General features: G+C 67.7%; 22 protein-coding genes. 12 read left to right on the forward strand and 10 right to left on the reverse strand.

The window, feature by feature from the left end; genetic code table 11:
- Positions 1 to 101: 101 nt before the first annotated feature.
- From F6W70_RS02135 to F6W70_RS02155, 5 genes are all read right to left on the reverse strand, one after another.
- Entirely contained in the window at positions 102 to 1,502 is a 1,401-nt protein-coding gene (locus F6W70_RS02135) for a threonine/serine exporter family protein (protein WP_127483012.1), read from the reverse strand.
- Positions 1,503 to 1,884: 382 nt separating this feature from the next.
- Complete coding sequence (locus F6W70_RS02140) at positions 1,885 to 2,502, reverse strand: TetR/AcrR family transcriptional regulator (protein ID WP_055865929.1); 618 nt, start codon at positions 2,500 to 2,502, stop codon at positions 1,885 to 1,887.
- A gap of 28 nt (positions 2,503 to 2,530) precedes the next feature.
- Entirely contained in the window at positions 2,531 to 4,711 is a 2,181-nt protein-coding gene (locus F6W70_RS02145) for a YhgE/Pip domain-containing protein (protein WP_151485800.1), read from the reverse strand.
- The gene (locus F6W70_RS02150; RefSeq protein WP_151485801.1) at positions 4,708 to 7,608 is read right to left on the reverse strand and encodes a YhgE/Pip family protein; all 2,901 of its coding nucleotides are present in this window, start codon (positions 7,606 to 7,608) and stop codon (positions 4,708 to 4,710) included. Before F6W70_RS02150 ends, F6W70_RS02145 begins: the two co-directional genes overlap by 4 nt.
- 68 nt (positions 7,609 to 7,676) lie before the next feature.
- Positions 7,677 to 8,231 (reverse strand): hypothetical protein, encoded by a 555-nt coding sequence (locus tag F6W70_RS02155; RefSeq protein ID WP_151485802.1) that lies wholly within the window; start codon positions 8,229 to 8,231, stop codon positions 7,677 to 7,679.
- A gap of 87 nt (positions 8,232 to 8,318) precedes the next feature.
- Between F6W70_RS02155 and F6W70_RS02160 the strand changes: the two genes are divergently transcribed.
- Complete coding sequence (locus F6W70_RS02160; RefSeq protein WP_055865919.1) at positions 8,319 to 9,146, forward strand: SDR family NAD(P)-dependent oxidoreductase; 828 nt, start codon at positions 8,319 to 8,321, stop codon at positions 9,144 to 9,146.
- Positions 9,147 to 9,218: 72 nt separating this feature from the next.
- On the opposite strand, the gene F6W70_RS02165 is transcribed toward F6W70_RS02160, so the two are convergent.
- The 4 genes from F6W70_RS02165 to F6W70_RS02185 form a co-directional block, all read right to left on the reverse strand.
- Positions 9,219 to 10,082 (reverse strand): FHA domain-containing protein, encoded by an 864-nt coding sequence (locus F6W70_RS02165; RefSeq protein ID WP_055865917.1) that lies wholly within the window; start codon positions 10,080 to 10,082, stop codon positions 9,219 to 9,221.
- Between the two features lie 14 nt (positions 10,083 to 10,096).
- Entirely contained in the window at positions 10,097 to 10,363 is a 267-nt protein-coding gene (locus F6W70_RS02170; protein WP_055865915.1) for a hypothetical protein, read from the reverse strand.
- Positions 10,364 to 10,615: 252 nt separating this feature from the next.
- Entirely contained in the window at positions 10,616 to 11,662 is a 1,047-nt protein-coding gene (locus F6W70_RS02175) for an NAD(P)/FAD-dependent oxidoreductase (RefSeq protein ID WP_151485803.1), read from the reverse strand.
- A gap of 134 nt (positions 11,663 to 11,796) precedes the next feature.
- Entirely contained in the window at positions 11,797 to 12,108 is a 312-nt protein-coding gene (locus F6W70_RS02185; RefSeq protein ID WP_151485804.1) for an NIPSNAP family protein, read from the reverse strand.
- A 59-nt stretch (positions 12,109 to 12,167) separates the two neighbouring features.
- On the opposite strand from F6W70_RS02185, the gene F6W70_RS02190 reads away from it, so the two are divergent.
- The 8 genes from F6W70_RS02190 (at position 12,168) to F6W70_RS02225 (ending at position 21,967) form a co-directional block, all read left to right on the forward strand.
- Positions 12,168 to 13,079, forward strand: coding sequence for a formylglycine-generating enzyme family protein (locus tag F6W70_RS02190; RefSeq protein ID WP_507236964.1), 912 nt, complete (start codon positions 12,168 to 12,170; stop codon positions 13,077 to 13,079).
- A gap of 86 nt (positions 13,080 to 13,165) precedes the next feature.
- Positions 13,166 to 14,665, forward strand: coding sequence for an arylsulfatase (locus F6W70_RS02195; protein ID WP_151485805.1), 1,500 nt, complete (start codon positions 13,166 to 13,168; stop codon positions 14,663 to 14,665).
- 117 nt (positions 14,666 to 14,782) lie between these two features.
- On the forward strand, positions 14,783 to 15,163 hold the full coding sequence (locus tag F6W70_RS02200) for a hypothetical protein (protein WP_055874389.1): 381 nt from the start codon (positions 14,783 to 14,785) through the stop codon (positions 15,161 to 15,163).
- Positions 15,164 to 15,191: 28 nt separating this feature from the next.
- Positions 15,192 to 16,049: a hypothetical protein gene (locus F6W70_RS02205; RefSeq protein ID WP_151485806.1), complete on the forward strand. Its 858-nt coding sequence runs from the start codon at positions 15,192 to 15,194 to the stop codon at positions 16,047 to 16,049.
- A gap of 247 nt (positions 16,050 to 16,296) precedes the next feature.
- On the forward strand, positions 16,297 to 17,598 hold the full coding sequence (gene aspS, locus F6W70_RS02210; RefSeq protein ID WP_151485807.1) for an aspartate--tRNA(Asn) ligase: 1,302 nt from the start codon (positions 16,297 to 16,299) through the stop codon (positions 17,596 to 17,598).
- 161 nt (positions 17,599 to 17,759) lie between these two features.
- Entirely contained in the window at positions 17,760 to 18,800 is a 1,041-nt protein-coding gene (trpS, locus tag F6W70_RS02215) for a tryptophan--tRNA ligase (protein ID WP_151485808.1), read from the forward strand.
- 284 nt (positions 18,801 to 19,084) lie between these two features.
- Entirely contained in the window at positions 19,085 to 20,842 is a 1,758-nt protein-coding gene (locus F6W70_RS02220) for a PIG-L family deacetylase (protein WP_151485809.1), read from the forward strand.
- A 363-nt stretch (positions 20,843 to 21,205) separates the two neighbouring features.
- The gene (locus F6W70_RS02225; protein WP_151485810.1) at positions 21,206 to 21,967 is read left to right on the forward strand and encodes a glycosyltransferase family 2 protein; all 762 of its coding nucleotides are present in this window, start codon (positions 21,206 to 21,208) and stop codon (positions 21,965 to 21,967) included.
- A 13-nt stretch (positions 21,968 to 21,980) separates the two neighbouring features.
- On the opposite strand, the gene F6W70_RS02230 is transcribed toward F6W70_RS02225, so the two are convergent.
- Positions 21,981 to 22,877 carry an alpha/beta fold hydrolase gene (locus F6W70_RS02230; RefSeq protein WP_151485811.1) on the reverse strand — a complete coding sequence of 299 codons (897 nt, stop codon included), beginning with the start codon at positions 22,875 to 22,877 and terminating at the stop codon, positions 21,981 to 21,983.
- 121 nt (positions 22,878 to 22,998) lie between these two features.
- On the opposite strand from F6W70_RS02230, the gene F6W70_RS02235 reads away from it, so the two are divergent.
- The 3 genes from F6W70_RS02235 to F6W70_RS02245 are packed head-to-tail and all read left to right on the forward strand — an operon-like array spanning position 22,999 to position 25,732.
- Positions 22,999 to 24,726 carry a DHA2 family efflux MFS transporter permease subunit gene (locus tag F6W70_RS02235; protein ID WP_082524276.1) on the forward strand — a complete coding sequence of 576 codons (1,728 nt, stop codon included), beginning with the start codon at positions 22,999 to 23,001 and terminating at the stop codon, positions 24,724 to 24,726.
- Positions 24,695 to 25,183: a MarR family winged helix-turn-helix transcriptional regulator gene (locus tag F6W70_RS02240; RefSeq protein ID WP_055874372.1), complete on the forward strand. Its 489-nt coding sequence runs from the start codon at positions 24,695 to 24,697 to the stop codon at positions 25,181 to 25,183. The genes F6W70_RS02235 and F6W70_RS02240 overlap by 32 nt, the downstream gene beginning before the upstream one ends.
- 54 nt (positions 25,184 to 25,237) lie before the next feature.
- Positions 25,238 to 25,732 (forward strand): MarR family winged helix-turn-helix transcriptional regulator, encoded by a 495-nt coding sequence (locus F6W70_RS02245; RefSeq protein WP_017829344.1) that lies wholly within the window; start codon positions 25,238 to 25,240, stop codon positions 25,730 to 25,732.
- Positions 25,733 to 25,787 lie beyond the last annotated feature (55 nt).

Consider the following 25,787-nt stretch of genomic DNA (forward strand, 5'->3'; position numbering starts at 1 on the left):
GGGGAAGCCTATGCGGCAACGGGCGTCGAGCACCGGAATCCCCAGCCGACTCTCGGCTCTCCGACTCTCGGCGGGGCGCCGCGGAACCGCTCCGGGTGGGGTCAGCGGCGCACGCGGGCGCGGGTCTTCGCGACGCTCGCGAGAGTGGCGCGCACCGGGGTGCCCAGGTACAGGCCGAGTGACGCGCCGGATGCCAGGCCGATGCCGATGACCGCGGCATCGATGAGCGACCCGCCGGCGAGCAGCATGCCGGTGGAGGTGCCGGCGGCGTGGACCATCTCGAGCAGTCCCTGGAACACGGCGACACCGGGAACGAGGGGCACGATCGCCGCGGTGGTCACCGCGACCGAGGGCACGTGGAGGTTGCGGGCGATCAGCATCCCGAGGAAGCTCGCGAGCAGGGCGCCGATCGCGCTCGCCGCAGCCGGGTGCAGGTTCAGCGCGACCGAGGCGGAGTAGCCCGCGAGAGTGACGGCGCTGAGCAGCGCACTGACCAGGATGATGCGGAGGCCAGCGCCGTTGAACACGGCCACGGCCACCGCGATGATGATCGCCCCTGCGAACTGGTTCACGAGCGGGCCGAACGGCGCAGGGTCGTCGGGCAGGCCCATGGTGAACCCCAGGACGCCGCCGAGCTCCAGGCCGACGAGGATGCCGATCACCACGCCGAGCGTCTGCATCGTCAGATCGAGGATGCGTCCGCCCGCGGTCAACGCGAAGCCGTCGATCGCATCCTGTGCCGCACCGACCACGGTGAGGCCGGCGAGCATCAGCACGATTCCCGAGGCGACGATGATCGAAGGGCGGATGCCGACGAACGGCTCTATCCCCGCGGTGCCGAGGGCGGAGACCACGACGGCCACGACGGTCGTCACGAACCCTCCGGCGATCTGGCTGAAGAACAGGGGCACGCGCAGTCGGGCGAGACCGGCCTGCGTGAGTGCGGCGCACAGGGCCGCGACGAAGGTGAGGCCGACGATGATCGGCGAGGCGCCCAGCATGATGCTCACGCCCACGGCGAGAAGTGCCCTGGCGACGATGACGACGGGCTGCTGGTAGCGGAACGGCATCCGTCGAATGGCACGGAACGTCGTGCGTGCGGATTCGAGGTCGAGTCCACCGTCGATGTCGGCGACCAGGGCCTGCACGCGCTGCAGCTTCGCGTGGTCGGGGGCGGTGACGCGCACGACGCGCACGAGCGTCTCGGGCCAGACCTCGCCGCTCAGATGGAACGACACCGTGATCGAGTTGTACGTGACGTCGACCTGCACGCCCCGCATCCCGTAGGCGTCGCACACCCGGGTGATGGCGAGCGTGACCTCGTGCGCCGAGGCCCCGACCGCGAACATCGATTCTCCGATGCGCGTGGCGAGATCGAGCACCCGGGGAACCGTGCGCTCGTCGATGACCGGCATGGCCTCGGTGTGCGCGACCGCCGAGGGATCGGTGTGCAGCAGGCGGCGCACGGAGGAGAGCAGCGGCCGGCGGGATCTCGCGGACATATCGTCCATTCTCCCGTCCATACCGTCGATCGGGGGGAAGACTGTCCGGTCCTCCGCGACCCGAACGCGGAGGACCGGCGAAATCGAGTGAGAAGCTGCGCATGCGCACCGACCCCCGGGCCGCATCCCAGACCCGAGAGAGAATCCGAATGCGCGCCGGTTCGACCGACTCAGAGCGCTGAAGCGACTCTTCGTGTCCTCCACGATACGCACGCACGAGGCGAGCGCTCCTATCGTCCGCCGTCCCTTGACGCACGGGCGGCGACGCTGCTATCGCGCGGACGCGAGGGGACTGGCGTCGTCGGCGCGGTGCGCGCCATCCCCTCGGGCGTCCCGCTCATCGACGTCGATCACGGGTCTCGCGCTTCGCTCGCCCGCGGGCTCAGTCCTGGGCGAAGATTTCGGGGTGCGCGCTGATGAGCTCGGCCTGCTCCCTCCACGAGAGCCCCACGATGCTGAGCACGACGCGCACGACGGTCGAGTCGGCGTCGGCAGTGGTGAGCCGCAGCTCGCGCAGCGTGGCTCGCGCCGTCTCCTCGATGAGGAAGGCGAGCAGCTCGGCGGGCATATCGCCGCGGAACGCCCCGGAGTCGACACCGGCCCGGGTCAGATCGCGGATGCGGTGACGCAGCGGCGCGAGGGCGAGCACGGTGTCGGTCAGATGTGCGTCGTCGAGGGCGATGTTGGCCGATGCGCGCACAGCGGAGGCCTCCCGCCACAGACGCGTCGCCATCCGTGCCAGGGTCACCCGGGGGTCGGACTCGTCGGTGGTCTCGGCGATCGCGTTGAAGCGCTGAGCACCCGCGGCGATCACCTCCCGCAGCAGGGTGTCGCGGTCGGCGAAGTGGCCGTAGACGGCTCGGCGGGTGAGACCTGCGGCCTGGGCGATCGCGTCGAGCGACGCCGTGGGGTTGCTCGCGAGCACCGACTGCGCCGCGCGCAGCAGGGCCTCGCGGTTGGCCAGGGCGTCGCGTCGACGCGGCGGATTCGGTGCGGTCACTTCGGGTCCTTTCGCGGAGTCGCGGGGATCAGGACATCAGCTTGGTCGAGGCGAGGGCTTCGACCAGCTTGCGGTTGTACGTCATCAGGGGGCGCCGCAGCACGAGCCCGAGGAGCAGTGCCGGGATGATGAACAGCGCGAGGGCACCCAGCGCCCACCAGAAGTCGGCCTGATAGACGCCGGCGATCGCCGACCTCACCATGTTCACCGCGTAGGTCGCGGGAAGGAACGGGCTGATGCTCTGGAACCAGTCGGGCAGCAGCTGCAGCGGGTACGCGCCGCCCGAGCCCGAGATCTGGATCACCAGGAGCAGTACCGAGAGCGCCTTGCCCGCATTGCCGAAAGCGACCACCGCGGTGTACACGATGAGTGTGAACACGGTCGAGATCGCCCACCCCGCCAGGATCAGCAGAAGCGGATGCGCGGGTTCGACCTGGACGAAGAGGATCAGCCCGAGGGTCAGCAACGTGCTCTGTGCGAGACCGACCAGACCGAAGATGCCGTAGCGGCCGAGGTACTTCTGCGTCGGCGTGAGTTCAGGGCGATCGGGAAGCGTCTCGGCGTTCACATCCACGCGGATCGTCACGGTCATCAGAAGCGCGCCCACCCAGAGGGCGAGGATCATGTACAGCGGCGCCATGGCCGCACCGAATCCCGCCACGGGGAAGACCGCGGTGCGGTCGAGGCGCACCGGCTCGGCGAGAGACGTGGCGAGCACACCGGGGTCGGCGCCGGTCAGTTCGCTGAGGTCGCCGGTGTCGGCGGCCTTCGCGATCGACTGCTGGACGGCGTCGAACCTGTCGGCCATCGTGTTCAGCGATGCCGACAGCTGCGTCGTGGCCTCCTGAGCGCGCGACAGCGTGGACAGCACGGAATCGGAGGCACCGGACAGGCCCGAGGTGATGCCGGACAGGTCGGAGCGGATCGCCGAGACATCGGACCCGATCTGGGAGAGAGTCGTCGACAGTGAACTCAGCTGCGCCTTCAGGCCGTTGTCGTAGGTGCTCCGTGCGTCGGCGAGCGCCTTCTTGGCCTCGGCGATGGCGGCGGAGATCTCCTGGTGGGAGCTCTGCGCCGCGTCGTTGCCGGCGGCGATGTCGGTCGCCGCCGTCTGGAGGCGATCCTGCAGAGCCTGCTGCCGCGCGATCGCCTCGTCGAGTCGGCTGATCAGGGCGTCGAAGTCGGATTGCGCGGATTCCGGCAGGTTCGGTCCGACCTCGGTCTCCAGCGTGTTCTTGAGCGCCGCGTACTGATCGGCCTGCTGCTGCACACGCTCGGCGATTGTGGTGATCGCCTGCACCTGGGCGCCGCTGAGAGTGTCGCCCGCGGCGTACAGCTCATCGATGCGCTGTCCCACGGCGTCGTAGCTGTTCGAGGTCGCCGCGAGGGCATCGGCGAGCGACTGTGCCGCCGTCTGCAGAGTGGACTTCAGCGTGTTCGCCGCGTCCACCCCGCTGCCGAGCGCGCCCGAGGTGTCCGTGAACGCGTCGCCGGCCGTGTCGACCAGGGCCGAGGCGCTGTCGAGCAGCGGCCGGCTCCCCTCTAGCAGAGCCGTGAAGGTGTCGGCCGTGTGCGCACCGGAGCGCAGCTGATCGCCCACACTCCCCAGGCGCGCCTCGACCCGGGTGAGTGCTGCCTGCGTGTCCTCATCCGTGAGGTAGTCCGACAACGACGAGACGAGGCCGAGCGCGACGTCGCCGAGCGTCTGGGCGAACGTGTCGCTGATCTCGGACGACACCCCTTCCGCGCCCTGTCCGGTGATCTTCGGCGCCAGCGCGTTCTTCTTCTCGTTCGTGTAGAGCGCGATGTGCGTGCGGTCGCCCCCATCGGCGTAGAAGGTCAGCATGTCCGCGCTGAAGGTTTCGGGCAGCACGATCGCGGCGTAGTACTCGCCCGACTTCGTCCCGTCGATCGCGTCGTGCTCATCGGTGATGACCCAGTCGAGCTGGTCGTTCCCGCGGAGCTGAGAGAGAACCTGCTCCCCGACGTTCACGCGGATCGGGACGAGGTCGCTCTCGTAGCCGGCATCGGTGCTCGCGACCGCGATCTTCAGGTCCTTCGTGTTCGCGAACGGATCCCAACTGGCGATCACGTTGAACCAGGTGAACAGGGAGGGGATGACGACGAGACCGAAAAGGACGATGCATGCCATCACGTTCTGGGTGGCGTGACGAACGTCGCGCAGTGTCAGGTGCAGGATGTCCTTCACGCGCGGTCCTCTCCTTCTGCTCGCTGGTGCTCGGCCGGTTCGTCCTCTTCCGGTTCGTCCTCTTCCGGTTCCGCCGTTCGTGTCGGTCCCTCGTCCTCCGGGGCGTCCACCGCCGCGGTCGTCTCGGGCTGCACGGGCTCGGCATCCGGTTCGGCGCCGGGGTCCGGTTCCGGGGCGGCGTCGGGCTGTGGTTCGGAAGCGAACCACTCCGTGAGCAGGGCGTCGGCTTCGATACCGGCGGCCGGTTCGTCCCGTTCGGACGTCGCATCCGTCACCGGGGCCTCGGCCGCGGTCGCGGCGATCGGGGCGGATGAGGTCGAAGGCAGCGGTTCGGCTGTCGTGACGGGCAGGACCGCTGCATGGCCGGCGGGGCCCGCGAGGGCGAGCTGACGCAGCTCCGCCTCGTCGAGAGCGGCGACCTCCTCGCCGTTCTGGAAACTGTGCTTGATGTACTCGATGGTCACGAGGAATCCGATGACCAGCAGGATCCAGAGGGTCCACAGTCCCAGCAGCAGTGCCTTCGACTCGGGAAGCGCCCAGGTGAGGACACCGAGCACGACGAGGCCCGCGGCTCCCGTGAGCACCGTCGCCTTCAACAGCGTCGGGTAGCGGCGGGTGAACGGCTCTGCCCGTCGAGCGAGGTCTTCGCGGTACTCGGCGCGGTTCGACAGCGCCCTGATGACGTCGGTGAGCCGGTATCCGCTGCCGACGACCTGCACCTTCTCGCCGATCAGGAGGTCGGTCGAGAGCACCTGGCGGTTGAAGAGCAGGGTGAAGTTGGCGAGACGGCGCCGCAGGACGAGCCCGACGAGGAACGCGAGAGCGACGAACACGGCGAGAGCGCCGAGGAAGCGCCAGTAGTGGCCGCCGTAGAAGCCCCCGATCGTCTCCCGCATCGCGTCGATGCCGTAGGAGAACGGCAGGAGCGGGTAGATCGCACGGAAGAACCCGGGCATCAGCTCGATCGGGTACAGGCCGGACGCGCCGGGGATCTGCATGATCACCAGCAGGATGCACAGGCCCCGGCCGACGTGGCCGAATGCGACGCAGAGCGCGTAGATGATGCTCACGTAGGCGAGGGCGATGAGCACACCGGTGCCGACGAAGGCCGCGGCGCTGACGGTCTGCACACCGATGATGAGGTTGCCGATGCACACGATCAGCGCCTGGCCGATGGCGAGCGTCGCGAAGAGGAAGAAGCGGCCGAAGTAGGCCTGGCGCACGGTGACGTCTTCGACGCCCTCGGTGTCGACCTCGACGCGGAAGATCACCATGAGCACGAAGGCGCCGATCCACAGCGACAGGTTCGTGAAGAGCGCGGCCATCGCCGACCCGTAGGTGTCGACGGGGAACACCAGATGCTCGTCGACCTCGACGGGGGAGGAGATGAACTGGGCGATCTGCTCGGGATCCAGATCGGTCAGGGTGCCGAGCAGACCCCACTCGGATGCGGCGTTGAGGGCGACGACGTCGGTGCGCGACGTCTGCAGTCCCTGCTCGATGCCCGCGAGGTCGTTGTCGAAGCTCTGCAGCGCCGCCGACGTGGCCACGAGCTGCGAGTCCAGCCCGGCGAGCAGCTGATCGGCCTGTGCGAGCACGCCCTTCTGCGCGTCCAGCGCCGCCGAGAACGATCCGACGCTCGCCGACAGCTGCGACATGGCGCTGTTGAGCGAGGGCACGGTGCGGGTGAGGATGTCGCGCATCGCCGCCGAGGCATCCCGGGTGTCCTGCATCGCCTGGTCCACGGCATCGGCCGCCGCCTGAACGGAAGCCACGGTGTCGGAGGCACCGGCCTTCAGGGTCTTCAGATCCGCGAGCAGCTGCTGGTCGGTGGCATTGCGCTGTTGGAGCGAGGCGATGACCTCGGTCAGGCGCTGCTTCGTGTCGTCGCTGAGGTCGGTGTTGTCGAGAAGCGTCTGCAGTCGGGCGGCCGCCGCCTCGTTCGCCTTCAGCACGTTCGAGACGTCGTCGATCCCGGCGTCGATGCGCACGCCCGCCTGTTCGAGGCTCTGGGTGAGACGGGTGATCGAGACGTTCGCCTTCGAGGAGGCGTCGGCGAGCAGGGTGGTGCCCTTCAGGAACGCCGTGGTGGCGCTGTCGGTGAAGGCGATCACCTCCTTCTGCGTCTCGGCGATGATCGACTGCGTCTGGACGAGCGACTTCTGCACGTCGCCGAGCGTCTTGTCGACATCGCCGAGCGTGCTCCGCGCTGACGAGAGGGTGCCGCGGGAGGATGTGAGCCCCTCCTGCGTCTCTGCGAGGTTCTCGCGCGCTGACGAGAGGGTCTGGGTCGCCTGGTCGAAGGCGTTGAGGGTGTTGTCCCTGGCGTTCAGCAGCCGCAGCTCCGTGGAGTCGCCGACGTCTTTGAGGGCGTTCGTCGCTGCGAGCGCCACCTGCTCCTTGAAGGCGGTCGTGACCTGCTTGTCGAGTTCAGAGGCGCCGACGTCGGTGATCTTCGGCGCGATCGCGCCGGCCTTCTCGTTGACGTAGTACTGCAGTGCTGGCTGGGTGAAGTCGCCGCTGGTGATGCTGAGCAGATCTTCACTGAACTGTGCGGGAATGACGATGACGGCGTAGACGTCTCCCTTCTTCACCGCCTCCTGGGCCTCGTCTTCGCCCATGAACTGCCAGCCGAGCTGGTCGTTGTCCTGGAGCTGCTCGGTCACCTGCTCGCCGATGTCGATGTGTCCGGTGAGGTCGGAGGTGGCGCCCTCGTCGAGATCGACCACCGCCACGCGGATGTTCGCGGTGTTGGCGTAAGGGTCCCAGAACGCGTTGATGTTGAACCACGCGTACAGGGCCGGGGTGATGAGCACCCCGATGATGATGATCCAGGCTTTGGGTACGAGGGAGAGTCTCTTGACGTCGCGCTTGTAGATCCGCCAGCTCTGTTTCACGGGACGAGTTTACACGTTACGTGCACACGAACGTGCAAGTTAGCTGAGGGGGTGTGCGCAGACATGGGTCAGCCCAGAGTCGTGACGGTCATCTCGTTCGTGGCGGTGTCGCACATGGTCAGCCGCCACGCGGGCGAGCCGTCTTCCATGACCCGTGCCATCTCGACGATGAGCGGACTCGGGTATTCCTCGCCCGAGAGCTGGGCCGCGCTGTAGGCGCTGCTGCCGTTCATCTGCTGCTCCGCCTCGGTGAGCTCGGTCTCGCCCGTCGTGATGACTTCGAGCGTGCGGACGTCGACTAGTGACTCCCTGCCGAAGGCCGGATCGTCGACCCGTTCGCCGAACATGTCGACCCGGGTGTCGGCGCTGCGCAGCCGCCACACGAAGTCGGAGTCGACCCACTCGAGGCGAAGGCCCACGATGGTGCCGCCGATCGCCTCCGATTCTCCGGGCAGGGACTCGAGGAAGTCGGAGGGCCAGGAGACTTCGGACGGCAGGCAGGTGCCGGGGAAGCCATCGCCGACAGCCGCCGGCGGGCTGGGCATCGCCGCGGAGCAACCGGCGCAGGCCAGCACTCCTGCGACCAGGAGCGCGCTTGCGCGCAGACGTACGGTGCTGGGCATCGGTGCCTCCATGATCGTCGCCGACATTCTGGGATCCTAGCCCGGAGCACCCCGCCGCCTCCGGGCGGCTCGTCGTAGAGTCACCTCATGAACGACATCGCACTGATCACCGGAACGTCATCGGGAATGGGACTCCACGCCGCCGTCGAGCTGGCACGACGCGGGCTGCACGTGGTCGCGACCATGCGCGACACGGCGAAAGCAGGCGCCTTGCGGGCTGCGGCCGGAGAAGCGGGGGTCGAGGTCGATGTGCGCGCTCTCGACGTGGTGGATCATGCCGCCGCGGCACGGCTGGTGGCGCAGATCGAGGCGGAGCTCGGGGGCATCCACGTACTCGTGAACAACGCCGGGCAAGGCAGCGTGGCGACGGCCGAGCAGTTGACGATGGAGGAGGTCCAGGCGCAACTCGACATCAACTACCTGGCGCCGGTCAACCTCACCAAACTCGTGCTGCCGGGCATGCGCGAGCGCGGCAGCGGGCGCATCCTCACCGTGACGAGCGTCGGCGGAGCCGTCGGCCAGCCGTTCGCCGACGCCTACTGCGGAGCGAAGTTCGCGGTGGAGGGTTTCATGCAGTCGCTGGCGGTGGTCGCGGAACGATTCGGCGTCGGGGTCAGTGTGATCGAGCCCGCCGCGGTCGCCAGCGCCTTCGTCGACAACGCCGTCCGGCCGGAGAGCGGTGGCCCCTACGGCTCCCTCCTGGACGCCTACATCTCCCGCACCGCAGGCGCGTTCGCGAATGCGCAGTCCGCCGAATCCGCGGGGGCGGCGATCGCAGACGCGGTCCTGTCCGACGAGTACCGGTTCCGCTGGCAGAGCTCCGAGGGTGCCACCAGGTTCGTCGGGGTCTCCCTCGCGGACACCGACGGCAGCGGGGTGCTTGGCTTCACGCGATCCTGGATCGCCGCCGGCTGATCGGCATCGACTGAAGTGCCCGACTCCAAGGGCGTGGTCCCGATCAGCGGACCTGGGGAGTTCGGCTCGGCGTCAGCCGAGCTCCCCCGAACCGTATGGGCGCACGGGTTGCTGCTTCTGGAATTCGTACTCGCCGCCCTGCCGCCCACCGAACGGGCGTCCGTGGTCGGCGAACTCCTCACGGTAGTAAGCCAGACGCCATGATCCGATCTCGATCCGTGAACCTGTGCGCAGGATCCTCGCGTCGTCGGAACTGTGCGGCAGGTTCGGCCGACCTCCACCGGTCGCGCCATACGAGTAGAGGACGTACTCGTCATCCTCGTTGCGACGCACCTCAGCGTGGATGGCCTTCAAGCCTTCGAGGCGGAGGTCGGCACTGGAATCGGAGCCGATCGTCGTCCGGTCGGGAAGCAGATCGAACTCTCGTGGTCTGCTGCGGTCCCAGTCGCCGTCACCGACGGCGAAGATCAATCGCGGCCTACCTGAACCCGGGAGATAGTGGGTCGTGGTCACTCGCCGCGGTACTCGCCGGTTCAGAGTGGGCACGAGAGGGAACAGTGTGGGTGGGGGAAGCGGGAGCTGGAAGCCATCACCGCGTTCCCGTTGCTTCGCCTCGGACAGCAACGTGGTGAGATGCCCGAGCCGGATGTGCGTGGAGCCCGAGATCGCCCGACCGACCGGACCGGACTTCACGTCGCCGAACTGAACCAAAGTCCCCTTCGGGCCCTCCACACGCACGCGGATACCTCGTCGGGCGAGCCCGTCGGCGAGTGGACCGAGCTGAGTGAGTTCGTGGCGTCCCATCCCTCCGAAGCCGGAGGAGGACTCGAAGGTGATGACGATCTCGCGGCCCGCAGCGTGCACCTCGAACCTCGTCGGAGGGCCGCCGTCCGCGGCGGCTTGCTCCACCTGCAGGTCGATATCGAGATGGATCATCGGCGTCGGTCTTCTCAGTCGGACCGAGATTCGCCCGAGGCGCTGTCGCTGGTGGTGACCCGAAGGGTGCCGTTGAACTTCCAGGTCGCCCGGGGCGCGTCAGGTCCGATGTCTCTGGGCACTTCCACCGTCATGTCCTCGAACGTGTAGTTGACAGCTGCCCCACGACCGGTGAGATAGGACCACATCTCCCGTCCGAGATCCGTCCAGTCGGTGATCGACGCACCGCTGGGACCTGAGGCTGAAGAGAACAGCCCCGAGTCTTCCGATTGGTCACTCATGGGAGCTCCTTCGCTGACGCCATGTCCTGTTGTTCAGATTATGCGCCCGAGAAGCGGGAATTACAATGCAGTCACACCCGTCTCCCGGGCTTCGAGCTATGCAGACGATCCCCGTGCGGAGCGCCCCACTGAGGCCCTCTCCTCAAGCGAGAGAGCAGCACACGATTACGTCGACGTGTTCTCACCGGAACAGCTCGTGGTGATCCACGACGTCATCACCCCCTCCACGTCTGATCGCGTGTGGAGGAGACCTCAGGGCGTGGTGTGGGCCGCGGCGACCTGGCGTCCGATCTCGGCGGACAGGATCACGCCGGGGTGGGCGATCGCCAGGTGGAGGCCGGGCATGGTCGGCACCGGGCCCACGAGCGGCTGTCCGTTCGCCGGCATCGGTCGGTCGGCGATCACGGCATGTTCGAGGCGGACGTCGTCGGCGTCGACGAAGGACCGGCGGATCGCGGCGAGAGTGGCCACGGCGAGCTCTCTCGGGTCACCGGAGAAACCTGCGGGAACGTCTTCCGCGGCGAGGAGCGTGGCGTCGTCCAGCTGGCGGACCTCGAACTCCGGGGCGGAGAGGATGCCCCGCACGAGCGGGCGGGGTGTGGAGAAGCGCAGCAGGCAACAGGGAGACCCCGCGACGTCGATATCGACTCCGACCGACGCGGCGAGGCCGGTCGACGCGGTGCCGGCCGCGAGGACGACGCTCTTCGCGGCGAGCACACCTCGGTCGGTCGCAACCCCACGAACGCGGCCGTCATCGTGAACGATCCGCAGGACGGTGGTGCCGGTGCGCACCTCCGCCCCGTGCTCCTGTGCGCTCTGCAGAAGGGCGCGCGTGAAGGCGACCGGATCGACCCCCACATCGTCGGGGGCGTATGCCACCACGTCTGGCACGTCGCGCAGGCTCGGCTCCCGCATCCGCGCCTCGTGCGCCGTTATCAGCTTCATCCGGTGCCCTGCAGCCTGGTGGTCGGAGACGAAGGAGCGAGTCCGCTCCTCGGACTCCTCCCACGTGAGAGCACCGAACGGACGAAGCCCGATGGGCGCGGTGATCTCGGTGAGGACGCGATCGAACTCCGGCCGCGCACGCTCGCGGAGCGAACCCGCATACGCGTCGGCGGGGCTCTTGGCGATGCCGACCCAGGCGAATGAAGCGGCTGTCACTCCCGTGCCCGGAGTTCCGCTGTCGAGCACGACCACCTCGCGTCCGGCGCGAGCCAGATGGTGAGCGATGGAGGCGCCGATCACACCGGCGCCGATCACGACGATGGGGGCGTTCGCGGGTGCTCGGAGGTCAGACATCGCCTCCAGCTTAAGGAGCGAGGGGATGCTCGTCCGTGCTCAGCACCGCCATGAGGATGGAGTCGACCCATTCGCCGTCCCAGAACATCGTGTCCCGTTGGCGGCCCTCGTACCGGAAACCCGCCTTCTCGTACCTATACCCCGTCGAAGACCGGGCTGAGGAAGCGGCGCTCGTAGCGGCGGATGCACCCGGTCCTGCGGGCGAAGTCGAATGCCTCGACGCACTCCGGGTCGGTCTTCGACGCGGTCCGATAGACCTCGTACTCCGCCAGGGAGGGGAAGGTGAACAGCGCGAAGGCCTCATCGCTGTCGCCTTCGCTCGGCAGGAAGTAGCCGTGGTGGGTGCCGCCATGCTTCTCCACGAGGCGTATCCAGGTGCGTCCGTACGCGGTGAAGTCGTCGAGCTTGTCCGGATCGATCTCGTAGCGCAGATGAACGGTGATCATGAGGATGATCCTTCCAGATCGGCCAGGGTGCCGGGGAACCCCGACACTACGCTGAGCACGTGACGAACTCGCGCGACATGGTTCACATCCCGGGTGGCACGTTTCTGATGGGTTCCGATGACTTCTACCCGGACGAGCGACCGGCCCATCAGCGCGAGGTCGCCCCGTTCTTCATCGATCGCTATGAGGTGACGAACGCGCAGTATGCCCAATTCGTCGAGGCGACCGGATACGTGACGGTCGCCGAGCGCGAGCTCGATCCCGCGGCCTTCCCCGGAGCCGACCCCGCGGACCTGGTGCCCGGTGCGATGGTGTTCACGCCGACGTCCGGCCCGACGGATCTGCGCGAATGGCGCAACTGGTGGCGCTGGCAGCCGGGGGCGTCCTGGCGCCGGCCGTTCGGACCCGACTCCTCGATCGACGATCTGCTGCAGCATCCGGTCGTGCACATCGCGTTCGAGGATGCGGTCGCCTACGCCGACTGGGTGGGGATGCGGCTGCCGACCGAGGCCGAGCACGAATACGCGGCACGCGGGGGAGTGGACGGCGCCCCCTTCGCCTGGGGTGACGAGGCGTACCCGGGCGGCATCGCCCAGGCGAACTCCTGGCTCGGACGCTTCCCCTACGACAACCAGGGCGTGGGCGGCACGGCCCCGGTCGGCTCGTACCCTCCGAACGGCTATGGCCTCTACGACATGATCGCGAACGTCTGGGAGTGGACGACCGATTTCTACACGCCGCGGCACCTCCGCCTCTCCGACGCCCCGGTCGACCCGGGCAAGCGCACGAACCTGCTCGCCGCCGCGAGCGCGCAGGAGGGGTTCCCCGACATTCCGCGTCGGGTGCTCAAGGGCGGATCGCACCTCTGCTCGCCCGACTACTGCCTGCGCTTCCGTCCGGCCGCGCGCTCGCCGCAGGCGGAGGACACCGGCATGTCGCACATCGGATTCCGCCTCACCCGTTCCGAGTGAGGCGCCTCTGGGCGCACCCGTGAGGGAGTGCTTGGCTTCGACGGAGGGCGATCGCCCCCGTTTCGCGGGTCTAGCAAGGAGTCGTCATGGCGGACAAGCCCAACATCCTCATCATCTGGGGCGATGACATCGGCATCAGCAACCTGAGCACGTACTCCGACGGCCTCATGGGCTACCGCACGCCGAACATCGATCGGATCGCCGACGAGGGCGTGAAGTTCACCGACTACTACGGCGAGCAGAGCTGCACCGCGGGGCGCGCGGCCTTCATCACCGGGCAGAACCCTTACCGCACCGGACTCACGAAGGTGGGGATGCCCGGCGCGAGACTGGGTCTTCAGCCGGAGGATCCCACGATCGCCGACGCCCTCAAGCACCACGGCTACGCGACCGGGCAGTTCGGCAAGAACCACCTCGGCGACCGCGACGAGCACCTGCCGACCGCACATGGCTTCGACGAGTTCTTCGGCAACCTCTATCACCTCAACGCCGAGGAGGAGCCCGAGCACCCCGACTACCCGACCGATGAGGAATTCCCCGGCTTCAGTGAGAAGTTCCGTCCCCGCGGCGTGCTCCACTCCTGGGCGAACGCCGACGGCACCCAGCGCATCGAAGACACCGGGCCGTTGACGAAGAAGCGGATGGAGACGGTCGACGAGGAGTTCCGCGATGCGGCCGCGGGCTTCATCCGCACCCAGGCGCAGGACGACATTCCCTTCTTCGTCTGGTTCAACTCGACGCACATGCACTTCCGCACCCACACCAAGGAAGAGAGCAAGGGGCGCGCCGGACGCTGGCAGTCGGATTACCACGACACGATGCTCGACCACGATGACATCGTGGGAAGCCTGCTCGACCTGATCGACGAGCTCGGGCTGGCCGAGAACACGATCGTCATGTACTCCACCGACAACGGCCCGCACATGAACAGCTGGCCGGACGCCGGGATGACGCCGTTCCGCAACGAGAAGAACTCCAATTGGGAGGGCGCCTACCGCGTGCCCGCGATGGTCCGCTGGCCGGGGCGCATTCCGGCGGGGACGACGCTCAACGGGATCGTCAGCCACAACGACTGGTTCATCACGCTGCTGGCCGCGGCCGGAGACGCGGACATCGCCGAGCGCCTGAAGGAAGGCACGGAGCTGCACGGCACGGATTTCAGAGTGCACCTCGACGGGAACAACCAGCTGGACTACATCACGGGTGCCGTCGAACACAGTCCGCGTCGCCACTTCTTCTACGTGTCGGACGACGGCGACCTCACGGCGCTGCGGTTCGAGAACTGGAAGGTGGTGTTCCTCGAGCAGCGCGCCGCCGGCACCCTGCTCGTCTGGCAGGAGCCCTATGTCGAGCTGCGCTTCCCGAAGCTGTTCAACCTCCGCACAGACCCCTACGAGCGGGCCGACATCACGTCGAACACCTACTGGGACTGGGTGCTCGACCACATCTTCCTGTTCGTGCCGGCGCAGGCGTATGTCGCGCGGATGCTGCAGAGTCTCGTGGAGTTCCCCGCGCGGCAGGAGTCGGCGTCGTTCACGATCAACCAGGTGATGGCGAAGCTGGATGCGACGGCCGGCAGCTCCTGACCCACGAGCCGCGCCGATCGTCATGTTCCCGCCCGAGGTCGCGCGTTTCGGCGCGCCGTTCATCCCCGGTGATATCGGCCGCAGGAGGCCGTCAGGTGGAGCCGCTACCCTCAGGCCATGCGCCGAATCGTGGTCCTTCCTCTCGTCCTCGCCGCCGGACTCACCGCCGGACTCCTCTCCGGCTGCTCGCAGGTCACGCAGATGGCGGGCGACGCGATCGGGGTCGACGTCCAGGCGACGTGCACGACGATCGACGACGCCTACGGGCAGTACCAGGCGCTGCTCGACCAGGGCGAGATCTCGGCCGAGCAGGCCGACGCGGCGCGCGACGAGCTCGTCGCATCGCTCGAGGGGCTCGCGGCGAACGTCGACGGACAGCTGGGCGACCTCATCCGCTCCGGCGCCACCCAGATCGGCGGCATGACAGACCTGCAGGCCCCGGAGACGGTCGAGGCGATCGAGCAGCTCAAGGACTCGGCCTCGGCCTTCTGCGGCTGACCCGGCGGCCTGTGAGACGATGCCGGAGATGAGCACTGCGGCTGATGAAGAGCTTCGCGCCCTCCGGGCCCGCGCCTATGGTCCGACGGCGGACATCGAGAGCGATCCTGCCGCCCTGCATCGCCTCCAGCAGCTGGAGGCGATGACGAAGCCGAGGGCATCCGCCGGTGACGCCGACGCCTTCGCGTCGGAGATCGAGCCCGTGCGGCAGCCCGAGCCGATTCGACCACCCGAGCCCCTTCGAAGGCAGGCGCGGCCGGAGCAGAGCGCGCAGGAAGCGGAGAAGGACGAACTCGACGTGTTCGCCGATGCCGCCGTCGATGCGACGGATCCGCTCGCGCCGAAACAGGAACCAGCCGAGAAGCTGGCGGCCTGGTTCACGGTGCGCACGACCAGGATCCTGTGGGTGGTCGCGATCGTGGCGGCGGCCGTGATGTCGGCGGCCGTCACCTTCGCACTCGTGAAGGTCACCCCCGTCGCCTCGTCTTCGGGGGCTCCGCAGATCACCACACTCGACGCGACATCGACCAGGGAGATCCCGGCCGGGTGGATGGGGGTGGGACCGAGCTCCGCCGTGTTCGACTTCTACGGGCTGGTTCTCGTGGAGAGCGCGGGCGGGTACTTCAACGGTTCCGTCGGAGAGGACTGCCTCACCGTCGCCCGCTGGGATCAGGTGCCCGACAAGGATGACTTCGACTCCTCCTCGGGATGGAGCTACGACGGGCCCACGTACACCGGGTGCGCCGTCGGCACGTTCCCCGCGACCGTCGAGGTGCCTTTCGACAGCAATGTCCCCAAGGAGCTGAGCGAGCGCTTCCCCTCAGCGACCGCGCTGCAGTTCGTGTACGACGGTGAACGGGTCGGGGTCTTCCTCGACAGCGAGTAGGCAGCGGACGAGCTCTCCGACGGGACCGCTCGGCGAGCGAAGCCCCCACCGTGGGAGCGGTCCAGCGCGATGTTACGATGGCCGCAGCAGCTGCGGGGGGAGTGACGACCCCCGGCCCTCAGGGGCAGGTGGCGGCTCGCGCGTCCGGCGTATCGACGAGAGGCCGATGAGCGATCGGCGAAGGTGTGGTGGCACCGCGATCTAGCCCCCGCCCGCACCTCCAGGGCTTTCGCCACCTGGAGGAATCATGTCGCCGACCGACCCCGCTCGCACTCTCGCCACTCAGCTTCCCGACACGCCCCCTGGCGTACGGATCACCCTCATGGGACACGTGCACCGGCGCAGGGAACTCGCCACCGTATCGTTCCTGATCCTGCGCGACCGCACAGGACTCGCGCAGATCGTGTTCCGACCCGAGCAGCTCCCGACGGCCGGTCTGCCCGGAGAGGAGACGGTCGTGCGCATCGAAGGCACCGCGACCGCGAACGCGCACGCCCCCGGTGGCATCGAGGTGACAGCACCCGAGATCACCCTGCTCTCGGAGCCCGCCCGCACCCCGGTGGTCGAGCTGTGGCGGCCCACTCTCGACGCCGCGCTTCCCACGGTGCTCGACCATGCGGCGGTGACCTGGCGGCATCCCGCTCAGCGTGCGAAGTGGGAGCTGGCTGCGGCGAGCCTGCGCGGATTCCGTCGCACGCTCGACGCCGAGGGATTCACCGAGATCCAGACGCCGAAGCTCGTCGACTCTGTGACGGAGTCGGGAGCGAACGTGTTCCCGGTCGACTACTTCGGCACGACCGCTTACCTCGCGCAGAGTCCGCAGTTCTTCAAGCAGCAGCTCGTCGGCGTCTTCGAGCGCGTCTACGAGACGGGCCCCGTGTTCCGCGCGGAACCGCACGACACGGTGCGTCATCTCGCCGAGTACGTCTCCCTCGACGCCGAGCTCGGCTTCATCCGCGACCACCGCGATGTGCTCGCGCTGCTGCACCGGGTGCTGCTCGGCATGATCGAGAGCATCCGCACCGAGAGCGGGGACGCGGTCGCGCGCCTCGGCCTCGCGCTTCCCGCGATCCCCGACGAGATCCCGGTGATCCACTTCCAGGACGCGCTGCGGCGGGTCGGAGCCCCGGATGACGAGCCCGACCTGGCACCGGCGCACGAGCGCGCCCTCGGCGAGTGGGCCCAGCAGCGGTACGGCAGCGACGTGATCGCGGTCGAGGGGTACCCGATGCGCAAGCGGCCCTTCTGCACGCACCCGCAGCCGGACGACCCGCGGTGGAGCAACAGCTTCGACCTGATCTTCCGCGGCCTCGAGCTCGTGACCGGTGGGCAGCGACGGCATCGGTACTCCGACTACGTCGCCGCCATCGAGGCGCGGGGCGAGTCGCCCGACGCGTACGCTTCCTACCTCTCGGCCTTCGCGCACGGCATGCCGCCGCACGGAGGGTTCGCGATCGGTCTGGAGCGCTGGGTGTCGCGACTCATCGGGGCGTCGAACATCCGGGAGGTGACGCTCTTCCCGCGCGACCTGCACCGGCTCACCCCGTGAGCCCGCGGTCGCGGTGCGCGATAGCATCTGTGGCATGAACTTCAACCGCTCCGCATGGTGGTGGCTGCGATAGCAGCCGGTTGAAGCATGTTCACGGGCTGCACGGCAGTTCGTGACAGCACCCGAGAACTCCGTGCGGCTCCCGATTCAGGGAGAGACAGATGGATTCGTTCACCGCGACCGCGCAGCGATCGACGGAGGTCGCCGACGCCGTGGCCCGGCACCCGGAGAGGTTCCGTGTGCTCACGGGCGAGCGCCCGACCGGGGCGCTTCACCTCGGGCACTATTTCGGGACCATCCGGGAGCGGGTGCGGCTGCAGGAGGCGGGGGTCGAGACGTTCCTCGTGCTCGCCGACTACCAGGTCATCACCGACCGGGATACGACGGCGCACGTGCGCGACAACGTGCACGGGGCCGTTCTCGACTACCTTGCAGCCGGGATCGACCCGGAGCGGACGACGGTCTTCACGCACTCGTCGGTCCCTGCGCTGAACCAGTTGCTGCTGCCGTTCCTCAGTCTCGTCACCGAGGCCGAGCTGCACCGCAACCCCACGGTCAAGTCGGAGCTCGAGGCCTCGGGGCGTGCGCTGAGCGGGCTGCTGCTGACCTATCCGGTGCATCAGGCCGCCGACATCCTGTTCTGCAAGGGCAACCTGGTGCCGGTGGGAAAGGACAATCTGCCGCACGTGGAGATGACGCGGGTGATCGCCCGACGGTTCAACGAGCGCTACGGCCCGATCTTCCCGGTTCCCGATGCGCTGATCACCGCGACCCCGGAGGTGCCGGGGCTCGACGGCCGGAAGATGTCGAAGAGCTACGGCAACGCGATCGCCCTGTCGATGACGGCGGACGAGACCGTCGCCGCGATCCGCCGTGCCCGAACGGATCAGGATCGGCGGATCACGTTCGATCCGGAGCATCGGCCGGGCGTCTCGGCGCTGCTGTCGACGACCGCGCTGTGCCTCGACGTCGCGCCGGAGGAGCTGGCGGATCGCATCGGCGACGGTGGCAGCAGCGAGTTGAAGACGCTCGCCGCCACCGCCGTGAACGAGTTCCTCGCGCCCCTGAGAGAACGGCGCCGAGGATTCGCTGCGGATCCCGACCTCGTGCGCTCCGTCCTCCGGCGCGGGAACGAGCGCGCCCGTGACATCGCCGACGCGACCCTCGACGAGGTGCGCGAGGCGATGGGGACCGTGTACTAGGCGGCCTGCGCGCCGGCGGCCGCCCGCGCGCTCGACATCCCAAGCACAGGCACCTTGTCGTCGCCGCTTCGGTCGATTGGTCTGATCTGCAACTTGGGCGTCTTCACATGTCTTTGGTATGCCATGCTTTGTTCAAGCGCTAGGACCGCCCGCGCCCGTGAGCTTTCAGTCCTCCGTCGCCACGATATCTCGACGGTGTTCCTTACTGTCGGACGCCTTGCATTCAAGGGGCCGGCTGTTTCTTATGACTGTGCCAGGTCTCGCCAGTATGTGAGAGGAAGCTAGTGAAGAAGCACCGTTGGGCAATTCCTGTCGTTCTCGGAGTAGCGGGACTTATCGCGTCGGCGGTAGCAGGACCCGCTTCCGCATCGCCCCTTTCTGGCGACTGCGCTGCGGGCAGCTCGATGTATGTTGTGGCGCATCAGGACGACACGCTCTTCTTCACCAATCCGCAGCTCGCTCATGATGTGGGGTCGAAGATGTGCGTGACGACCGTTTTCGTCACCGCAGGTGACGCGGGCAAGGGAAATGCATATGCGACGTCCCGAGAAAAAGGCGCCGAGGCGGGATACTCGGTGCTGAGCGGTGTTAGCAATAGCTGGACATATACGAATACAACGATCGGTGGCTCCACCCTTCGAAGAGCTACTCTCGATGAGAACCCGCGTGTCACGCTGACCTATCTCCGGTTACCCGACGGCGGCTTCCCCGACGGCCTTGGGTATCCCGTCACGGGAGATCAGAGCATCCGGAAGCTGTGGACGGGTGCCCAATCGACGATCACCGCGGTCGACGGCTCGGCGACGTACACGCGCGACACGCTCATTGCCAGCCTGTTGGCGCTGATGAATGAGGCGAAGCCCTCCGTGATCGCTACCCAAAATACGCAGGGTTCCTACGGTGGCCCCGATCACCCTGATCACCTCACGACCGCGTTCTTCACTCGACAAGCCCAGCTCGCGTACGCAGCACCTCACGTACTGCGCTCGTATCAGGGGTACGACGTCGTCGGCAAGCCTGCCAACGTGGGAGGCGGCGATCTTCTGGGCAAAGAGGCCGCGTACTACGCATACACGCCATACGACTCGAACACGTGCGGAACTCCGGCCGCGTGTGCCGCCGATGGCTCCGATCAGTGGCTGAGGCGGCAGTACACAACGAACAACTCAATCAGCGGCAATCTCGCGGAACTTGCCACGGTGACATCATCGTCGCAGAACACGGCAAGTGGCCAGAGCGCCGCAAACGTAGCCGACGGCGTCATCGGGGGATATCCGGCCGACCAATACGCCGAATGGGCTACCATCGGCGGAGCAGCTGGCAGCTGGGTGCAGATGTCGCTGCCGTCGGCATCAACGGTCAGCCGCGTGACTCTCTACGACAGACCGAATCCCAACGACAACGTTCTCTCGGGCACGCTTGCGTTCTCCGACGGATCGGTCGTCGCGGTGGGTGCGCTCCCCAACGATGGCTCGGCGTTCGGGGTGTCGTTTCCCGCACGGTCGACGACAAGCGTTCGGTTCACGATCAACTCGGTATCATCGACAACGCTGAATGTCGGGCTGTCCGAGTTCCAGCTATGGCAGGCGATGTCGCCCTCGCCGACGACTCTGGCAGGTAATGCGGCCACGGCGAGCGGCGCTGACTGGACCGGTCAGGACCTGAGCGTCGGGAGATACGTGGCGGTCGACAGCGGCACCGCTGGACACATCGAAGCCCAAATAGCGAACGCTGGCACGGGGCGCCTCAAGGCCGCGGTGTATTCGGATATCGCCGGATCTCCGGGGACCCTCCTGGCGCAGACATCAGAGCTCTCCGACTATGCCGCCGGCATCAACACATTGTCGTTGACCTCGGGCGTGGATCTGACTGTCGGGACCGCCTACTGGATCGCTATCTGGTCAGACTCGCCATCGCTGCGGGTGCTCGCGGATCCAGGAGGCAATGGGCGATATGTCGCAGTACCCTACGGGGCATGGCCGACTACGATGCCTGGAACTTCGACGAACGGCCATCTTTACAACCTCGGGCTCAAACCCTGATCGCGGGGGTGGGGTTCTCGAAGGGCACGGGAGCCTCGCCCAGTGGGTGCTCCCAGCCACGACCATCACCTTCGATGCCGCACAGAATCTCGCCCCGTGTCCGCGACCGGCACTCGATAATCCGGCTGGAATAGTCGTGGCTACATTGGCTCGACCCTATGGTCGTCTGATGCCAGAATCGTGTTCGACCAGGCTGTGCGCGCTGGTGCTCTCCGGCTAGAGCAGCCTGCGTAGGCGCTCTTCGGTTAGAGCAGACGTGAGCCTGTGCCTCGACATCGGCGACCATCCTCGCTCAATCGCCCGGCGAGGTCGTCCACGGTGGAGACTGTGTCTGAGTGCCGAGCCGTGCAGGGGAGGAGAACGATGACGACCGAGTTCCCGCGTTCCGTCTCCGTCGTCATCCCGGTGCGCGACGACGCCCGCCTGCTTGAGGTGTGTCTGAGCGCCCTCGCCCGGCAGACCCGGAAGGCCGACGAGATCGTGATCGTCGACAACGGCAGCAGCGATGACACGGCCGCCGTCGCCGAGCGGTTCGGCGCACGGGTCGTGAGCGAGCCGATCCGGGGGATTCCTCGCGCATCGGCGGCCGGCTACGACGCGGCGACGGGCGACATCATCGCCCGGCTCGACGCCGATTCCCGCCCGGGGCCGGATTGGATCGCGCGGATCGAGCGGACGTTCCGCACCCGCGGCGACGTCGACTTCGTCACGGGGGAGCCGCGCTTCTACGGTGCGACGCCCCTGGTGCACTGGATGGGGGCGCACCTCTACATCGGCGGCATGTACGCCGCGATGGGTCCGCTTCTCGGGCATGCGCCCCTCTACGGATCGAACATGGCGATGCGCGCCGCCGCCTGGCGGATGCTGAGCGGGGAGGTGCACCGCGAGGAGCAGAACATCCACGACGACTTCGACCTGTCGTTCCACGTGCGGCCGGGGATGACGGTGCTGCGCGATCGAAGCCTCGTGGTCGAGGTCTCGGCGCGGCCGTTCCAGGACTGGGCGTCGCTCCGACGGCGGTTGAGCTATGTGGTGCCCACCGTGCGGCTGCACCTGTCGGAAGAGCCTCTGCACCGGCGGCGCCAGGCTCGCCGCGAGGCCGAGCGCTCTTCGGTCGGCCGGTGACGCCGTCGGTGGCTCAGTCGCGAGCCCGCGCGTAGAGATCGAGCAGGTCGGCGGCGAGCTGATGCGGGGTGGTCTCGCTCGGGCTGTGGCCGGTCGCATACGAGCGGAACTCGGCGTCGATGTCGCGGGCGTACTGCTCGTGGGCGGCGAGGGGCCACAGGTCATGCGACCCGGCGACGACGAGCTTGGGCACGGGCAGATCCCGCACGCGGCTGCGCACATCGGGCGCGATCATCATGAGGCCGACGATCTCGTCGACGCTGCGCCTGCTCGTGAGCGCGAACCGTGAGCGCACGAACTCCAACCGTCGGGGTGGGACCCGGTTTTTGTTCGTCACGATCCCCCAGATCATGAGGCCGGCTCCGCGCCGTGGGCTCGCGATCGGGGCGAGGGGACCCAGCCACTTCATGCTCGCGAACACGTTGCCGGACCCCGGAGGTGTGGTGAGCAGCGCGAGGGAGAGCACGAGGTCCCGGCGGTGGACGGCGACCAGCTGAGCAACCGTGCCGGCGAACGAATACCCCAGCAGATGTGCGGGTGTGCCCGCTTCGAGGAATGCGACCAGGTCGCCGATGAACAGCCCGTAGGTGTAGGCGGAGTTCGCACCGGCGGCGTGCGACTCGTACTGCCCAGCGAGGTCGAACGACTGCACGAAGTAGCCGGCCTCCGCCAGCAGCGGCAGGATCAGAGCGAAGTCCTCCTTGGACCCCGTCGCCCCCGGCACCAGTACCACCCGCGGATGTCCCGGGTCGCCGATCGAGATCACGGACAGCTCACCGCTCGGGGCGGAGAACCGCGACCGCACCGACCCGGGGGGAGGCGTCGTCCAGTCGATGTCGCCGATGGCCGCGTCGAGGGAGGCCGGGGTGCGGGATGCCCGCTCGCTCCTCGAATCTGTCGACACGCTCACAAGCTACCCCTCGGCTCCCTCGTGCAGAAGCACATCGGGAGTGTCTCGCCTTTAGTTGCACTTTGGCAACTAAAGGCGTATGGTTGACCTCGATCAACTTTCTACGCAGGAGCGCCACCCCGTGACAGACACCCCATCCGCACCCCCTGAGACGACCCGTTCGGCCCGCGAGGTCTTCACCGCGATCTCCGGTCTCGTCGTCGGTATGTTCGTCGCCGTGCTCTCGGGCACGGTCGTGTCGACCTCGATGCCGGTCATCATCGCCGACCTCGGCGGCACGCAGTCCCAGTACACCTGGGTCATCACCGCGAGCCTTCTGGCCACCGCCGTCTCCACCCCGATCTGGGGCAAGCTCGCCGACCTGGTCGACCGCAAGGTCCTGGTCCAGATCTCCCTCATCCTCTTCACGGTCGGCACCGTGATCGCCGGCTTCTCGACCGATACGAACATGCTCATCGCTGTGCGCGTCGTCCAGGGCATCGGCGTCGGCGGCCTGATGTCGCTCGTCATGATCGCCGTGGCCCTCATCATCTCCCCGCGTGAGCGCGGCAAGTACATGGGCGTCGTCGGCGGCATCATGGCCCTGGGCACCATCGGCGGCCCTCTGCTCGGAGGACTCCTCACCGACGTATGGGGCTGGCGCTCCAACTTCTTCGTCGGCGTGCCCTTCGCGATCCTCGCCCTCGTGCTGCTGCAGTTCACGCTGCACCTGCCCAAGCCCCAGCGAGACACCAAGGTCTCGATCGACTACTTCGGCATCGTGCTCCTCGCCGTCGGCGTCTCGACCCTGCTCATCTGGGTCTCCATGGGCGGCAACCAGTTCGACTGGGACTCCTCGACGAGCATCATGCTTGTGGTCACCGCCGGCGTCGCGATCGCCGCGTTCATCACGGTGGAGTTCTTCGTCAAGGAACCGATCGTGCCGATGTCGCTGTTCCGCAACCGCACCTTCACCCTGTCGGTCATCGCTTCGATCGCCATCGGCGTCTCGATGTTCGCCACGTCGGTGTTCCTCGCGCAGTACTTCCAGCTCGCCCGTGGCGCCACGCCCACCGAGTCGGGCCTCATGACCATCCCGATGATCATCGGCCAGATGGGGGCGTCGATCATCATCGGCCAGCTCGTGAGTCGCTTCGGCAAGTGGAAGGGCTGGATGGTCACGGGCTCGATCCTCACGACGATCGGCGTCAGCCTGATGGCAACCCTGCGCTACGACACCCCGTTCCCGCTCGTGGCCGTGTACATGTTCGTGCTCGGCGCCGGCCTCGGCATGGTCATGCAGAACCTCACGCTCATCGTGCAGAACGACACCGCGCCGCAGCAGCTGGGTGCCGCCTCGTCGAACGTCAACTTCTTCCGCACGATCGCCGGCACCATCGGCGTCACCGTGATGGGTTCGCTGCTGTCGACCAGTGTCGCGAACTACATCACCGACGCCCTCGACGGCTTCGTGCCCTCCACGCCGGCCGAGATCGACGCGCTCGAGCACCTCGCCTCCGGCGACGTCCCGAAGGTCGGTCAGCTGCCCGATACGATCCGCGCGATCGTCGAGAGCGCCTACGGTCACGGCATCGCGGACTCCTTCATCATCGCGATTCCGCTCGCCGTGATCGCCATCATCGCGATCGCGTTCATCAAGAACAAGCCGCTGTCGACGAAGAACGCCGCCGAGCAGATGCTCGAGCAGGCCGAGGAGTCGGTGATCGAGGTCTCCGAGGCCGAGGTCGGAGCCTCGCTCTCCACCGGATCCATCCGGATTCAGGGCGCGAGCAGCGGGCCCACGACCGGTTCGGTCCGCGTTCTCGAGCGCGAAGACCGTGAACGCGAAGACCGGGACGGGGAGCGCTGAGGTCGTGGCCTCGGCAGCGGTCGCGCCGTCGGATGTCGACAGTGCTCTCGGCGACCTCCAGGCGCACCTGAACCTCATCTTCGCGAGGACCCGGTCGCTGTGGAGGGAATCCGCGGCCCGGGTCCATCCGGAGCTTCAGGTGGGCGGCTACAAGCTGCTCACGTTCATCGATCGGGCGGGCACCGCGAACGCGCATGAGCTCGCCGAGCGGTTCGAGATGGACAAGTCGGTGATCAGTCGTCAGGTGCGGATGCTCGAGGAGCTGGGGCTTCTCGAGTCCCGACCCGATGAGCGCGACGGGCGGCTCCGGGTGCTGAGCGCGACGGCCTCGGCCTGCAGCGCACTCGCCGAGGTGCGCCGCGACTACGGCTCCCGTCTCCAGGCCGTGATCGACGAGCTGACGCCCGAGGAGATCAGGGCGGCCTCCAAGGCCTTCCGGCTGCTCGCCGAGGTGTGACTCGAAGCCCCGCTGTCCCGATCGACAGCGGGGCTTCGCCGTACACTGGCGATCATGAGCGCCTCCTCCGACGCCCCCTCCGAGACCCCCGCATCCGCGTCAGCGCCGGGCCGCCTGGGAGACGACGACCTCGATCAGGCTGTCACCAGAGTGGAGCAGGAACTCGGACGGCTCTTCGCGCGGATCCGCATCGGCTGGCGGGAAGCCGCCGCCACCGTGCATCCCGACCTGCAGCCGCTCGGCTACCAGGTGCTGACCTCCATCGCGACGGGCAAGGCGACCTCGGCCGGCGCGATCATCGAACGGCTGCAGACCGACAAGTCGGCGGTGAGCCGCCAGGTGCGACAGCTCGAACAGCTGGGACTCGTCGAGAGCGTGCCCGACCCCGAGGACCGCAGGGCCCGCGTGCTCGTGGCCACAGAACTCGCCCAGGAGCGGGTGGCTCTCGCCCGCTCGCGCTATGAGGGTCGCATCGGTGAGAGGCTGCGCAACTGGACCGCCGCCGACCTCGACCACTTCGCCGACCTGCTCGCCGGCCTCGGCGGCTGACGGGAACCGACCGGGCGGAAGCAGCCGCGGGAATACGGCGCACCGCTCGCGCCTT

The sequence above is a fragment of the Microbacterium maritypicum genome (assembly GCF_008868125.1).
In the GTDB taxonomy this organism is placed as follows: Bacteria; Actinomycetota; Actinomycetes; order Actinomycetales; family Microbacteriaceae; genus Microbacterium; species Microbacterium maritypicum.

Excerpts from the sequence above, each read along its gene's own strand:
- F6W70_RS02135 (WP_127483012.1), bottom strand. The coding sequence starts at position 1,502 with ATGTCCGCGAGATCCCGCCGGCCGCTGCTCTCCTCCGTGCGCCGCCTG.
- F6W70_RS02155 (WP_151485802.1), bottom strand. The coding sequence starts at position 8,231 with ATGCCCAGCACCGTACGTCTGCGCGCAAGCGCGCTCCTGGTCGCAGGA.
- F6W70_RS02160 (WP_055865919.1), top strand. The coding sequence starts at position 8,319 with ATGAACGACATCGCACTGATCACCGGAACGTCATCGGGAATGGGACTC.
- F6W70_RS02165 (WP_055865917.1), bottom strand. The coding sequence starts at position 10,082 with ATGATCCATCTCGATATCGACCTGCAGGTGGAGCAAGCCGCCGCGGAC.
- F6W70_RS02170 (WP_055865915.1), bottom strand. The coding sequence starts at position 10,363 with ATGAGTGACCAATCGGAAGACTCGGGGCTGTTCTCTTCAGCCTCAGGT.
- F6W70_RS02175 (WP_151485803.1), bottom strand. The coding sequence starts at position 11,662 with ATGTCTGACCTCCGAGCACCCGCGAACGCCCCCATCGTCGTGATCGGC.
- F6W70_RS02185 (WP_151485804.1), bottom strand. The coding sequence starts at position 12,108 with ATGATCACCGTTCATCTGCGCTACGAGATCGATCCGGACAAGCTCGAC.
- F6W70_RS02195 (WP_151485805.1), top strand. The coding sequence starts at position 13,166 with ATGGCGGACAAGCCCAACATCCTCATCATCTGGGGCGATGACATCGGC.
- F6W70_RS02200 (WP_055874389.1), top strand. The coding sequence starts at position 14,783 with ATGCGCCGAATCGTGGTCCTTCCTCTCGTCCTCGCCGCCGGACTCACC.
- F6W70_RS02205 (WP_151485806.1), top strand. The coding sequence starts at position 15,192 with ATGAGCACTGCGGCTGATGAAGAGCTTCGCGCCCTCCGGGCCCGCGCC.
- aspS (WP_151485807.1), top strand. The coding sequence starts at position 16,297 with ATGTCGCCGACCGACCCCGCTCGCACTCTCGCCACTCAGCTTCCCGAC.
- trpS (WP_151485808.1), top strand. The coding sequence starts at position 17,760 with ATGGATTCGTTCACCGCGACCGCGCAGCGATCGACGGAGGTCGCCGAC.
- F6W70_RS02225 (WP_151485810.1), top strand. The coding sequence starts at position 21,206 with ATGACGACCGAGTTCCCGCGTTCCGTCTCCGTCGTCATCCCGGTGCGC.
- F6W70_RS02245 (WP_017829344.1), top strand. The coding sequence starts at position 25,238 with ATGAGCGCCTCCTCCGACGCCCCCTCCGAGACCCCCGCATCCGCGTCA.